Source organism: Streptomyces sp. NPDC050704, assembly GCF_040654355.1.
GTDB lineage: Bacteria > Actinomycetota > Actinomycetes > Streptomycetales > Streptomycetaceae > Streptomyces.
Map to the genome: position 1 here is coordinate 40,877 of NZ_JBFAHW010000002.1, position 12,629 is coordinate 53,505.

Sequence of the window (12,629 nt, forward strand, 5' to 3'; positions counted from 1 at the left end):
AAGCAGGTCAGCCGCAGCAGCCCCCGCCGCAGCAACCGCCCCCACCGCCGCCGCCACCGCTCGCGCGGGGCGCGGGCGCGGCAGCCGAGCCGCCGACCGCGACCGTCGACAGCAGCTTCACCGTGTCGTCGTGACCGGCGGGGCAGGCCGCGGGCGCGGCCGACTCGGCCATCGGACGGCTCTTCTCAAAGGTGTCACCGCAGGTCCGGCAGCGAAATTCATAGCGAGGCATACACATAGATTAGCGGCCGGAAGCCGCTGGAGGCGCCCCTTGGGGCGCCTTTCAGGGGCGCGGGGAACTGCGCGCCCAGCCCCCACAATCCGCAGTCAACGAACTACCCATCAAGCCCCACCCCCACGCTCCTCCCGAATCTGCGAAACCACCCGAGCCACAGTCCCCCGCACGGCTTCCGTCTCAGTCAGGAAATGCCAATAGTCGGGGTGCCGCCCCTCCAACGTGCCGATCGCCCGGTCCAGCCGAGCCACCGAGTCATCGAGCGGCCGCGCATGCCGCGGATCCGGCGTATTGCGCCCCGCCATCGCCAGCCGCTGCGCATCCCGGATCGCGAACCGCGTACGGTCGATCTCCCGCTGCGGATCCTTCGACACCTCGTTCAGCCGCCGCAGCCGATCCCCGGCCGCGGACACGGCCTCGTCGGTCGTGTTCAGCAGCGCCCGCACCGTGGACAGCCGCGACGTGGCGTCCGCCCAGCGCTGCTCGTCCCGCGCGGCCCGCGCCTCCGCCAGCTTCCGCTCGGCCTGCCGGACGGTCTCCTCGGCCTGGTCCGGTACGTGCTGCAGGTCCTGCCAGCACGCGGCCGTGAACCGGCGCCGCAGCTCGCTCAGGATGGGCTCCACCTGCCCGGACCGGGTGGTGAGGGCCTGCGCGCGGGTCCGTAGCGAGACGAGGCGGCGGTCGATCTCGGCGGCCCGCTCCGGCAGCCGGTCGGCCTCCGCGCGCACCGCCTCGGCGTCCCGCGCGACCCGGTCGGCACGCTCCAGCGTCTCCGGTACGCCGTGCTGCCCCGCGCCCTGGTTGAGCTTGGTCAGCTCCGGGGCGAGGACGGCGAGGCGGGCGGCCAGGTCGTCGGCCTTGAGCCCCGATCCCCGTACCGCGTCGAGGGCGTTCGACGCGGCGAGCAGGGCCTGGCGGGCGCGCTCGACGGCCGGGGCGAGCCGGGCCAGCTGCGTCTCGGCCTTGCCGAGGAGCGGCCCGAGGCCCTGCTCGAAACGGTCCAGCTCCTGCTTGACCCGGCCCAGCTCGTCCTTGGCCTTGGTCAGCTCGGTGCGCGCGTGGGCGGCGACGGAGGCTTCCAGGTCGTCCCGGTCGAGGTCGTGGGCGTCGACCGCGCTGATGTACGTACCACTGGCCTCGTCGATGCGGCGGCCGAGCGCCTCGAAGTCGGAGACCGCCCGCCGGGCCGCGGGGGAGTCGTCGACGGCGGTGATGGTCTCGATCGAGATCCGCAGATCGCGCTGGGCCGTGTCCAGCTCGTAGAACGCGGCCGCCGCGGCGTCCTTCGCCGCCTGCGCCTCGGCCCGCTGACTCTCGGAGCGCCCGCCGAACCACCGCCGCGTGCCGCCACCGGCGAACGCGGCGGGCAGCGCGAGGGCGAGCAGGGGGAGTGGAAGAAGGGCCAGGACCAGCAGGTCACGGCCCACACCGCGAGCCCCCGTGGCCCTGAACCCGGCACGGGGGCGAGGTAGTTGCTGTGCGCATGGCACAACCGGCGTGTACGGCTGCGAAGGTGTCGCCGTCACTTCCCTCTCCCGTGCTGTCATCCGCCTTGCCCGGTGTCATTCTCCCACCAGGTAAGGACGAACACACGGGCCGGTTAGTTCGCGGTACGCACCGTGACTTTCCCGTCCTGGGTGTGGGCGGACACCACATGCGAACTGCCCTCGTCACGGGGCACCGACACATCCACGGCGCCGTCCGAGGTATCGGCTGTGACGTGGTACGTCGTTTTCGGCAGGGAGATGGTGAGCGAACCGTCGTGGCTGCGGGCCTCGACCCTGTCCGGTACGGCGGCGAGTTCCAGCCGCACCGACCCGTCCCCGGTGTTCACGGCCACCTGACGCGAGTCGACGCCGGTCGCGGTGACCGAGCCGTCGCCGGTGCGCAGGGTCAGCGGGCCGCTGGTGTCGTCGACACGGACGGAACCGTCGACCGCCCGGATATCGAGGGCCTCCTCGAAGCCCCGGGCCCGCACGCTGCCGTCGCCGTCCTTCACCTTGACCGCGATACCGCGCGGCACCTCGATGCGGTGCCTGGCCGAGCAGTCGGCGACCACGCCCGAGCACTTCATCCGGAGCTTGAGCGTGTCGTCCTTCATCCCCCAGGTCACTTTGGGGTCCCCGCCGACCACGACACTGCCCTGGAACCACCGGGTGACCTCGACCTTGTCGACGTCCGCGGCGACCAGTTCGAGCGCGGAGTCGTCGGAGTCGACGGTCAGCGTGCGGCCGCTGAGCGCGAACGAACGGTGCTCGGGTTCCTTGTCGTCCCCGGCACTGGCCCCACACCCGACGGCGAACAGGCCGACGGCGACCACACCGGCGCCGACGGCAACGGTGGAACGGCGAATCCGATTGGTACGGCGAATCCGACTGGTGCGACTGATACGGCTGAAGCGGCTGGTCATGGCGGTCTCCCCCTGGCTCGGACGCCTCGGCCGTACGGTGGCTCGGACGCTCTTCGACCGTACGGAGCCGGGGCCCGCCGGGGGATCCGGGCCGCTCCCGGATAAGAGGTGGGGTAAACCCCCGCATCGCGGAGGCCCGGAGTCCGGGACGGCCGCAAGGACGGCTACGGGGACGCTTACCGGGACGGCTACGAGTTTGCCGGGCAGTGCCCCGGGCAATGTAGGCTGTCGAATCATCCGGGCGCGTAGCTCAGTGGTAGAGCGCTGCCCTTACAAGGCAGATGTCGGCGGTTCGAAACCGTCCGCGCCCACCGGACCTGAGTAGCAGGTCAGAGGATTGAAACGGCCCCCCGGAGTGATCTCCGGGGGGCCGTCCGCATGACCGGGTCCCCTCAGCTGCCACCTTGGAGTCCGCTTCGGAGCCGGCGTCAGGCCAGGTGCTCGGCGAGCATCAGGGTGGGCAGGTGGGTGTTGGCCCGGGGGATGGTCGGCATGATCGAGGCGTCGGCGACTCGGAGTCCTTCGAGGCCGTGGACGTGGCCGGACGGGGTGACGACGGCGTGCGGGTCGTTCGGTGGGCCCATCCGGCAGGTGCCGACCGGGTGTTGGTAGACGTTGAGCCCTTCGTGGAGGGCGTCGTCCGGGTCGGCCGTGGGGCCCGGCCACAGCTCGTCGTCCAAGTAGCGGCTCAGGGGCGGGGTCCGGGCCAGTCGGCGGGCCTGGTGGACGCCGTCCAGCAGGCGCGGTGCGTCCTCGGGTGCGCGCAGCAGCCCCACGTCGATGTCGGGCGGTGTGTAAGGGTCGGGCGAGCGGAGCCGTACGTGCCCGCGCGAGTGCGGTGCCATCAGCGCCACGAGCAGCAGGACCTCGCCCTGCTCCGGCCCGCTGGGAAAGATCTGCAGGCCGGGGCCGGTGGTGAGGAGGGTCTGGCGGGGCGGCGCGGCGGCCGGGGCGTGCGAGGCGTACAGCAGTCGCAGCAGGGGGTGGTCGTGCAGGTTGGCGCCGACGCCCGGCAGGTCCGCCGTCACCGGGATCCCGAGCGGGCGCAGGTGGTCGGCGGGGCCGATGCCGGACCGGAGCAGGATGACCGGGCTGCCGTACGCGCCCGCGGTGAGCACGACCTGGCCCGCCTCGATCTCTTCTCCCGATCCGGCCAGCCGGACGCCGAGGCAGCGGCCCCGGTCGATGAGCACCCGGTCGACGGTCGCATCGCCGCGGATGGTCAGGTTGGACCGCTCGCGTGCGGTGGCGAGGCAGGTGAGGGCCGTCGACTGCCGTACGCCGCCGATCTGGTTCAGCGGCAGCGGTCCGGCGCCGACCGCACCCGGCGCGTTGTGATCGGCCACGGCCGGGTGTCCCGCCGTGGCGCACGCGTCCAGGAACGCCTGCTGGACCGGCGCCGGTTCGCCGGGACGGCACACGGGAACGGGTCCGGCGTCGCCGTGCCAGGCTGCTTCGCCGAAGTCGAGATCCCGCTCGACGCCGACGAAGTCCGCCAGCACCTCCTCGTACGACCAGCCGTGGTTGCCGGCTGACGCCCAGGCGTCGTAGTCGGCGGGCCGTCCGCGGAGCGCCATCACGTTGTTGGTGGCCGAACTGCCGCCGAGCAGCCGGCCCGCGAAGACCGGGGACCGGCGTCCCAGCGTGCCGAGTTCGGCTTCGAGGCCCCAGTCGTAGTCGGTGGGCCCGGGGTCGTCGGCGTTGATCACGTCCGGCGGCTGCCCTTCGGGGTCAGGCCCGAAGTCCGGCCCCGCCTCCAGCAGGAGCACCGAGCACTCCGGGTCCTCCGTGGCGCGTGCGGCGAGAATCCCGCCCGCCGCTCCGCCTCCCACGATGACGGTGTCGTAACGCATGGCCGCCGCGTACCCCGCAGCACGCGTCCTGCAACACACGGATTCTGAAGGGCGGGCCCCGGCACGTGGGGCCTACGAGGAACCGTCCTCCGTCTCCTGTACGTGCTTCAGGCTCATCCGGGCGTCCACCTTGTCCGCGGTCGTGACCTCCGACCAGAAGCGGTGGCAGGTCACGAAGACCGTCAGTTCACGCTCGCGCTCGCGGAGCTTCTCTACCTCGGCCTGCTCGTCGGCGGTCCAGCCGGGGGACGCGGGCCGTTCCACCTTGCGCCAGCCGTGTATGTCGCTGAACCCGTCCAGGGGCTCGACCGACCAGGGAAGCCGCTTCAGGAGGGCCAGAAGCTCGGCCCGGACCTGATGCAGCTCCTCCTGACCGGCCAGGAGGTCACTCGGGAAGTCATAGGTCTCAGCCACGCGCTAATGCTACGCCTGTTCGATTTTGGGATGCGAGTTCCTTGGGGGACTTCATACGAACGAGTGGGGCCACGATTCGTGGGCGGAGTGGCGCTGATCCCGGTCGCGATGTCAGTGCCGCGCGCGACACTGGGCGTATGTGCCGCAGCATCAAGACACTCCGACCGCCCGTCCTGCCCGAAGAGGCCACCGAGGAGGACATTCGCGCCGCAGCTCTTCAGTACGTGCGCAAGATCTCCGGCTTCCGTGCCCCGGCCGCCCACAACCGTGAGGTCTTCGACCGCGCGGTCGACGCGGTCGCGGAGGCCACGGCCGAGCTGCTCGCGGGGCTGGAGATACGCGGGCAGACGACCGCCAACCGCCGGGCGGGCTGACCGCGTAAGCCGAAGGGGCAAGGGGCCACTGGTGCGCAGGCGTGCCTCAGGCGCCCGAACCCGCCTCCGCCGCGGTCACTGGCACCGGCACCGGCGTCGACTGCGAAGTCGGCCGGCGCATCAGGAAGGCCGCCCCCGCCCCGGCCCCGAACAGCGCCACCAGGGAAACCGCCGTGGCGAGCCAGGTCGCGCCCAGCCACTGGCCGCCGACGTATCCGAGGGTGACGCTGTACGCCGCCCAGGCCAGCCCCGCCAGGATCGACCAGGGCAGGAACTCGCGGACACGGCGGTGGGCTGCGCCCGCGCCGAGGGAGACGAGCGAGCGGCCCGCCGGTGCGAAACGGGCCAGCACGACCAGGGTGCCGCCGCCGCGTGCGAGGGCCGTGCCGAGACGTTCCTGCGCGCCGCGCAGGCGGCGGGAGCGGGCGATGGCCCGGTCCAGACGTTCGCCGCCGCGCCAGGCCAGCCGGTACGCCACGAGGTCGCCGAGGACCGAGGCGGTCGCCGCGCAGAGCGTCAGCGACAGGATGTCCGGGACGTGCGCGGTCGCCGCGCTCGCCGTACCGGCCGCGGCGGCCGTCGCCGCCGTGATGACCAGCACGCCGCTCGGCAGCACCGGCAGGAAAACGTCGAACAGGACCGACAGAGCCACCACGGCATAGATCCATTGGCTGTAGATCCAAGGGCTGCCCGACAGCGACCCCACACTCTCAAGCACCCTTACTCCCCTGTGTCTCCCCCGTAGGCCCCGACCAGCCGGTGATGCCGCGATGTCGCGGGGGAGCGGCAGGAGCGGCCTGTGACAGCCATACAGCGTACGCCTCGGGTCCGACACGAGATCCACAGGGGGCTCGGGTATTCGCCACACCATGTTCACCCGGCTGCCGCTTCCCGGGGGGCGGGCGGGCTCCGCGTCCCGTACGAACGGAAAGGGGCAGCGATCGGTGTGAGGAGCGAACCAGAGATGGTGGCAGAAGTAGACGCAGACGCAGACATAGCCAGCTCGGCCAGCCCGGCCGGAGCGGTGGCGCGAAGAGCGGGAGCGGTCGGAGTGGTCATCGGCGTCGTGGCGTCGGTGCTGCTCGCGACCGGGTCGAGCGGCGCGTACGGCGCGACCGGCGCATCCGACGAGGGCGGCGTGGGTGGCACCGGCGCCGCGCACGGCTACTGGATGCGGACGGACGCGCGGTTCGCGCCGCCCACTGCCTTGGTGCCGTCGGCGGCGGTGACGTACGACGTGAAGCTCGTGCCCGCGGCCTCCTGGATCGAGGTCGGCCAGCGCAGCGAGGAGCGCGGCGCCACGACGGTGAAGCTGCGCGTGACGGGCCTGAAGCCGGGGCACGCGTACGGCGTGCATGTGCACCAGAAGCCGTGCGGCGCCGATCCGGCCGCCGCGGGCGGGCACTACCAGCATCGGCCGTCCAAGGACCCGGCAGACGTGAACGCCGACAACGAGGTGTGGCTCGACTTCACCGCCGACGCGCACGGTGCGGGTGCGGCGAGCGCGCGCCACGACTGGAACTTCCGGCGCGGCGAGGCCGCCTCCGTGGTGCTGCACGGCGAGCAGGGCGGCTCGGGCGCGCGGCTGGCGTGCTTCACGGTCCCGTTCGGGTGGGCCGCGTGAGGCGGCGCACCTGAGGCACCTGAGACGGCACCGGCGCCCACCCCGCGTGCGGAAGGGGTGGGCGCCGGTGCCGTACGGGCGTCAGGCCGCGACGGGCTCCGAGGCGCGCTTCTCCTCGGTGGCCGACGAGGCGCGGCGGGAGAGGAGCCGGTCGACGCCGAAGGCGCCGGAGCCGGTGAAGACCAGCAGGAGCATGGACCAGCAGTACATGGCCGCGCCCTCACCGCTGTTCTCGATCGGCCATAGGGCCTCTGGCTGGTGGACCTTGAAGTACGCGTAGGCCATCGCGCCCGACGCGATGAACGCCGCGAAGCGGGTGCCGAGCCCGAGCAGGACCAGGCTGCCGCCGACGAGCTCGATGACGGCCGCGTACCAGTTCGGCCAGGCACCCGTCTCCACGGTGTTTCCGTTGCCGTCCACGCCGCCGAGGACGCCGAAGAGCGAGACGGCGCCGTGGCAGGCGAAGAGTAAGCCGACGACTATGCGGAACAGGCCGATGGCGTACGGCTGGGCGCTGTTGAGGCGTCCGGTCATGTGGGGAACTCCTTCGGTCTGAGCCGGTCCTGGGTGGGACCGGTCTGGGGGACGAACCGAGTGAGTGCTCTACGTTAGGTCTGCCTAATCAATGGTTGCAAGTTCAAGTTTTGGCCAAGCTTTCGCTGCCAAATCGGGCCTCGAGCCTTGTTCTGCCTGGGTCGCGGCTGTCCGCAGCACGGCCCGCGCCACCGCGTCGGCGTCCGACAGAGTGACCGAGTCCACACCCGGTCGGGCCCCGGCGGCCGTCACCCAGTGAACACCCTCCGTGGGCACGCCGAGTGCGAAACGCCTGAGATGCGTGTGGCCTTGACGGTCGATCAGACGGTACGGGCGCTGTGTTACGTCCAGTCCGCCGGTTTCGTAACCGTCCACCGTGTGCGGGCGGCACTGGCCCGTCTTCAGCAGCCGGGCGAGCAGCTCGTCGGCCGTCCGCCGCAGATCCGGCTCCGGCAGTCGCGCCTCGATGAGCGTGGTCGCCGTCACGGTCGAGCCGGGCACGTCCGGGGAGTGCGCCACCCAGGCGCCACCCTCGCCCCGCACCTCAAGTCGCGGGCCCAGCACCTCCAGGACGCCCGCCTCGACCAGCGCGGCCATCTCCTCGATACGGCGCCGGGGCGGGCCGATCGAGAGAAACGCGTTGAGCGGGGTGTACCAGCGGTCCAGATGCTCCCGTCGCGAGGCTCCGGCGAGCCCGCCGTGGTCGACGATCCGCCGCAGCTCGTTGCGCAGGTCGCGCAGCACGTCGAGGGCCGCCTTGAGCGGACCGTCGACATTGCCGAGCGCGGCCTGCGCGGCGTCCTCGCGGAGGTGGGCGAGCAGCCACTCCCGGAAGTCGCGGCGGCCGGTGAAGACGCGGCTCCCGTACGGCCGTGAAATACGGTCCCAGGACCAGCGGTCGGCCTCCGTGATCCCGAACTCGTCCAGGATCAGGCCCTCTTGGGGGTCCCGGTGGGGGACGGCGAGGAACCGCTCACGGAAGTCCCGGGTAGGCATGCGGCCCCGTACCGACCCGGCACCCCGTACTGACCCGGCGCCTCGCCTCAACAGGGCCTCGTAGTAGACCGTTTCGACCTCCTTCGCCACCAACGGCCATATCTCCGTGAGGAAGTCGGGCGCCTCGCCGGAGTCGGCGCGCTTGCGGAAGCGGGCGATGGCCTCCGGCGTGAGGACGAGGGGGATGTGGCGGCCGTACGGGCCCTTCGCGTTGTCGCCGCGGGCCTGGTACGGGATGCCGCGGCGGGACCCGGCGTACAGGCGGGGCTCGCGGCCCGAGGGGAGATAGCGCAGGCCGGCCGGGGTGCGCAGGAAGCGGCCGCCGCGGCCGGTCGTCAACAGGGCCATGTGGTCGAAGAAGTTGAGGCCCAGGCCGCGCAGGAGGACGGTTTCGCCGGGGGCGAGGGCGGCGAGGTCGAGGTCGGCCGGGTTGGCGGGCGGGACGTGGCGCAGGCCGTGGTGGGCGGCGTACGCGGAGAGGCGCTGCTGTGCCTGGTCCGCCACGGCGGGCAGGTGGCCCTGCGCCAGTACCACGGCCGACAGGCGCGGGAGGGTGCGGCCGTTGTCCAGTACGAGGGTCTGGTGGCCGTCGGCCGCGTCGTCGAGGCGTATCGCGCGGGCCCGGTGCGTCCGCACGCGGATGCCGGGCGGCGCCTCGCGGGTCACCTCGGCGAAGACCCACTCCAGGTAGCGGCCGTACTGGGCCCGGGTCGGGTAGTCGTCCGGGCCCAGCGCGCCGCCGGCCCAGGCGTGCAGGCTCGGGCCGGGGCATATCGGGCCCGAGCACTCCACGCTGTCGTCGGTGAAGAGGGTCACCTGCGAGGCCACGGTGTTCATCAGCAGCTCGGGCGGCTGGGCGGTCCGCCAGACGCGGCCGGCACCCGGTGGCGACGGGTCGACGACGTGGACCGTCAAGTGAGTGCCGGGCGCGAGGAGTTCGGGAGCGGAGGCGCAGAGGCGTTCCAGGACGCTGGTACCGCGCGGTCCGGCGCCGACCAGGGCGACGGAGACGGCGGAGGCGGACTCGGCAGCCCCTTCGGGCTCGGCGGGCTCGGTGGGTTCGGCGATCTCGGCGGGCTCCGCTGGTTCCGTCGGCTCCGCGGTCGCTGCAGACAAAGGGGTGACTCCCGGACAGGTGGGGCACTGGGCGGCAAACCGCCCACCGGAAGCGGACGGTCCGCCTCATCATGCCGTCGCGTACCGCGGGAACCGAGCCCTTGGGCGGATCATCGACGCCGGTTGTGGGATGCGTCACGGCCATCACGGCCATCATCGGCAACGTACGCAACAAACGTATGCAATCGGCGAATTGCGGGGCGAGACCGGGCAGGCCCCAGGTGAGTCAGGCCCTAGGTGGGTTCGGACCCTAGGTGAGTTCGGACTCGACGACCGTCTTCAGCCGGGCGCCTCCGCCGCGCTCCTCCCGCGCCTGGTCGAGCCGCAGCCGGGCCGAACGGCCTTGCAGGGTCAGAGTCATGAGCTGGTTGCCGAACCACGGACCGCCGGTTTTCCGCCAGTCGACGAGCGGACGCGCACAGCCGCCGTGTCCGGCGAAGCGGCGGCCGATGGCGCGGCCGATGCCGCTCCAGCCGAAGCGGAAGCCGAGCCGTATGGAGAGCGGGATGGAGTTGTGGACGGGGGAGCAGGTCAGTTGGAGCACCCTGGCATCGGGCTTGGGCGAGCCTTCGGGCCACGTCGGCTCGGCGATGTACGCGTGATGCACGTCCCCGGACAGCACGCACACCGTCGCCGGCGCCTGCGCCCCCGACCCGGCCTCGGCGATCAGCTCCGCCAGCGCGTCGAACGACGCGGGGAACGCCGCCCAGTGCTCCAGATCGGCCCGCCGCCGCAGGTCCTCCCCGAACCGCGCCCAGCGCGCGCCCCGCTCGCCCCGGCACAGCGCGGCGTTCCACGACTCGGCGTCGTGCACGAGATGGGGGAGCAGCCAGGGCAGGGAGGTGCCGATGAGGAGGTGGTCGTAGGGGACGGCCGACTCCCCGGGGGCGAGCGTGGCGGAGGGGGAGGAGACAGAGGAGGGCGGCGACAGGGACTCGGGAGCGGTCGCGGCCCGGCTCGTGGTCGTCGGGGCCGGGGTGCGGCCCTCCAGTACCTGCTCGCGCAGCCAGGCGGCCTCCGCCGGGTCGAGCATCGAGCGGTTCTGTTCGTCGAGGACGCGGGCCGCCCGGGTGTCGACCATCAGGAGCCGTACGCGGCCGAAGTCGCGGCGGTAGCTCCAGCGGACGGAGGCGGGGTCGTGGTCGGCGCCGGCGGCGAAGGCGCGCAGCGCGTCCGTGCCGTCGGGGGTGGCGCGGACGGCCGCGTACAGCGGGTCCTCGGCGAGCCGGTCGGGCGGAAGGTTGCCGAGGTGCTGGTGGACCCAGTACGACATCAGGCCGCTCAGCAGGCGCTCGCGCCACCAGGGCGTGGTCCGCATGTCGGCGAGCCAGGCGGCGCTGGTGTTCCAGTCGTCTATGACGTCGTGGTCGTCGAAGATCATGCAGCTGGGCACGGTGGAGAGCAGCCAGCGGACCTCGGGGTCGAGCCACGATTCGTAGTAGAGGTGCGTGTACTCCTCGTAGTCGGCCACTTCCGGGCCCGGCGGTTCCCTGAGGTCGCGGCGGGCCTCCAGCCAGCGGCGCGTGGGCCCGGACACCTCGTCCGCGTACACCTGGTCACCCAACAGCACCAGTACGTCGGGGCGTTCGCCGTCCGGGTCCGCGGCGATACGGGCCGCGAGGGTGTCCAGGGCGTCGGGGCCCACCGGGTCCTTCTCGCCGTCGGCCGGCGCGGCCCAGCGGCAGGAGCCGAAGGCGACCCGTACGGTCTCGTGGTCGTTCGCCGGGGTGCGGATCACCGAGGGCGGGAAGCCGCCGTGCCCTCCGGGGGCGTGCGCGTCGGGCAGCGGCCAGACGGTCGCCCCGTCGAGCAGCACCTCGTACGGGCTGGTCGTGCCCGGTGCGAGTCCGGTCACCGGGACCAGCGCGTAGTGATGGCCCGCGACCTGGAAGGTGCGGGCCTCGCCGCCGGCGCCGTCCGGGCAGCGGACCTCGGCGGTGCACGGACGGCTCGCCTCGACCCAGACGGTCGCGGACGAGCCGTCGACATACCTCAGCAGCGGTCCCAGGCGCAGCCTCGCCACGTGATCACTCTCCTCCGTCGCCCCGTACGGTACGGAACGACGGAGGTGAGCGGGGAGGTTCCGTGCATGGTGCAGTTGATCAGCGGTCGTTTCGGCCGTCGTTTCGGCCGTCGTTTCAGCGGCCGCTTCGGCGGGCGCTTCAGCAGCCGCTGAGGACCGAGCTGAGCTTGGTCTTCTCCGCGGAGTCGACGGACAGGTCGTAGTAGTACTTCACCTGGACCCAGGCGCGTACGTACGTGCAGGCGTAGGCGGTACGGGACGGCATCCACTCGGCCGGGTCCTGGTCGCTCTTCGACTGGTTCACGTTGTCCGTGACGGCGATGAGCTGCGGGCGGGTCAGGTCGTTGGCGAACTGCTGGCGCTTGGCCGAGGTCCAGCCGTCGGCGCCGGAGTCCCAGGCCTCGGCCAGCGGGACCAGGTGGTCGATGTCGAGGTCGGAGGCGGCGGTCCAGGTGGCGCCGTCGTAGACGGAGTACCAACTGCCGCTGGTGGCCGCGCAGGCGGAGTCCTGGACGACGTTCGAGCCGTCGCGCTTCAGGACCGTCTCACGGGTGTTGCATGAGCCACTGATGGTGATCCAGTGGTTGAACAGATCGCGGCTGTAGCCGGTGCGGTCCTCGGTCGCCACGGTGAGCGAGGCGAGGTAGGTGCGGGCGGTGGCGGCGCTGACGGGGGTGGGCAGCGCGGCGGAGGCGGTCGGACCGTTGAAAAGCCCGACCATGGCTATCAAACCGGCGAAGGCGGCCACTAGACTGAGCCGTCGACGCGCGTAGATCTTAGGCATGCGAACTCCCTTGATGTGGGGGGAAGTTGACCTGCGGGCGAATGAATGCTTGCGGTACCTGGTTTCCGGGAGATGTGCGTCACGTGAGAAGTTAATGACGTGGGCATGACATAACAAGGAGTGGGGCGGGACTTTCGGGTCCGCTTGGACGGGCGGGCCTTCGCGTGTCCAAGCGCCCAAACGGATCCCTCGCAGGTGTAGCGGGATCGCCTCTTTGTTTTGTACCGTGGAGGAACAAAGTGGCTCCCGCCCGTTTTCCCTGACCG

The 12,629-nt window shown here is 71.9% G+C and carries 12 protein-coding genes and 1 tRNA gene; 3 read left to right on the forward strand and 10 right to left on the reverse strand.

Annotated elements, in window-relative coordinates; all coding sequences use genetic code 11:
- Window positions 1–7: 7 nt before the first annotated feature.
- The 3 genes from AB0I18_RS01205 to AB0I18_RS01215 form a co-directional block, all read right to left on the reverse strand.
- Window positions 8–232, reverse strand: a complete 225-nt coding sequence (locus AB0I18_RS01205; RefSeq protein WP_363103240.1) for a zinc ribbon domain-containing protein — start codon at window positions 230–232, stop codon at window positions 8–10.
- A gap of 110 nt (window positions 233–342) precedes the next feature.
- A complete protein-coding gene (locus AB0I18_RS01210) occupies window positions 343–1,761 on the reverse strand; it encodes a hypothetical protein (protein ID WP_363103241.1) in 1,419 nt (472 codons plus the stop codon).
- A gap of 74 nt (window positions 1,762–1,835) precedes the next feature.
- Entirely contained in the window at window positions 1,836–2,645 is an 810-nt protein-coding gene (locus AB0I18_RS01215; RefSeq protein ID WP_363103242.1) for a DUF4097 family beta strand repeat-containing protein, read from the reverse strand.
- 239 nt (window positions 2,646–2,884) lie between these two features.
- Between AB0I18_RS01215 and AB0I18_RS01220 the strand changes: the two genes are divergently transcribed.
- Window positions 2,885–2,956: transfer RNA gene (locus AB0I18_RS01220), tRNA-Val, on the forward strand.
- 117 nt (window positions 2,957–3,073) lie between these two features.
- On the opposite strand, the gene AB0I18_RS01225 is transcribed toward AB0I18_RS01220, so the two are convergent.
- Window positions 3,074–4,498, reverse strand: coding sequence for a GMC family oxidoreductase N-terminal domain-containing protein (locus AB0I18_RS01225; RefSeq protein WP_363103243.1), 1,425 nt, complete (start codon window positions 4,496–4,498; stop codon window positions 3,074–3,076).
- A gap of 72 nt (window positions 4,499–4,570) precedes the next feature.
- On the reverse strand, window positions 4,571–4,912 hold the full coding sequence (locus AB0I18_RS01230; RefSeq protein ID WP_363103244.1) for a hypothetical protein: 342 nt from the start codon (window positions 4,910–4,912) through the stop codon (window positions 4,571–4,573).
- Between the two features lie 137 nt (window positions 4,913–5,049).
- Here AB0I18_RS01230 and AB0I18_RS01235 point away from each other — a divergent pair, with 137 nt between their 5' ends.
- Window positions 5,050–5,286: a DUF2277 domain-containing protein gene (locus AB0I18_RS01235; RefSeq protein ID WP_363103245.1), complete on the forward strand. Its 237-nt coding sequence runs from the start codon at window positions 5,050–5,052 to the stop codon at window positions 5,284–5,286.
- 46 nt (window positions 5,287–5,332) lie between these two features.
- Here the strand turns inward: AB0I18_RS01235 and AB0I18_RS01240 are convergent, their stop codons facing one another.
- On the reverse strand, window positions 5,333–6,004 hold the full coding sequence (locus AB0I18_RS01240; RefSeq protein ID WP_363103246.1) for a VTT domain-containing protein: 672 nt from the start codon (window positions 6,002–6,004) through the stop codon (window positions 5,333–5,335).
- Between the two features lie 246 nt (window positions 6,005–6,250).
- Between AB0I18_RS01240 and AB0I18_RS01245 the strand changes: the two genes are divergently transcribed.
- Window positions 6,251–6,910 (forward strand): superoxide dismutase family protein, encoded by a 660-nt coding sequence (locus AB0I18_RS01245; protein ID WP_363103247.1) that lies wholly within the window; start codon window positions 6,251–6,253, stop codon window positions 6,908–6,910.
- A gap of 81 nt (window positions 6,911–6,991) precedes the next feature.
- On the opposite strand, the gene AB0I18_RS01250 is transcribed toward AB0I18_RS01245, so the two are convergent.
- The 4 genes from AB0I18_RS01250 to AB0I18_RS01265 all read right to left on the reverse strand — a co-directional run bounded on the left by AB0I18_RS01250 (window position 6,992) and on the right by AB0I18_RS01265 (window position 12,363).
- Window positions 6,992–7,444, reverse strand: a complete 453-nt coding sequence (locus tag AB0I18_RS01250; protein WP_363103248.1) for a DoxX family protein — start codon at window positions 7,442–7,444, stop codon at window positions 6,992–6,994.
- Window positions 7,445–7,528: 84 nt separating this feature from the next.
- Entirely contained in the window at window positions 7,529–9,439 is a 1,911-nt protein-coding gene (locus tag AB0I18_RS01255; RefSeq protein WP_363103373.1) for an FAD/NAD(P)-binding protein, read from the reverse strand.
- 367 nt (window positions 9,440–9,806) lie between these two features.
- The gene (locus AB0I18_RS01260; RefSeq protein WP_363103249.1) at window positions 9,807–11,579 is read right to left on the reverse strand and encodes an alkaline phosphatase D family protein; all 1,773 of its coding nucleotides are present in this window, start codon (window positions 11,577–11,579) and stop codon (window positions 9,807–9,809) included.
- 139 nt (window positions 11,580–11,718) lie between these two features.
- Complete coding sequence (locus AB0I18_RS01265; protein ID WP_363103250.1) at window positions 11,719–12,363, reverse strand: HNH endonuclease family protein; 645 nt, start codon at window positions 12,361–12,363, stop codon at window positions 11,719–11,721.
- Window positions 12,364–12,629 lie beyond the last annotated feature (266 nt).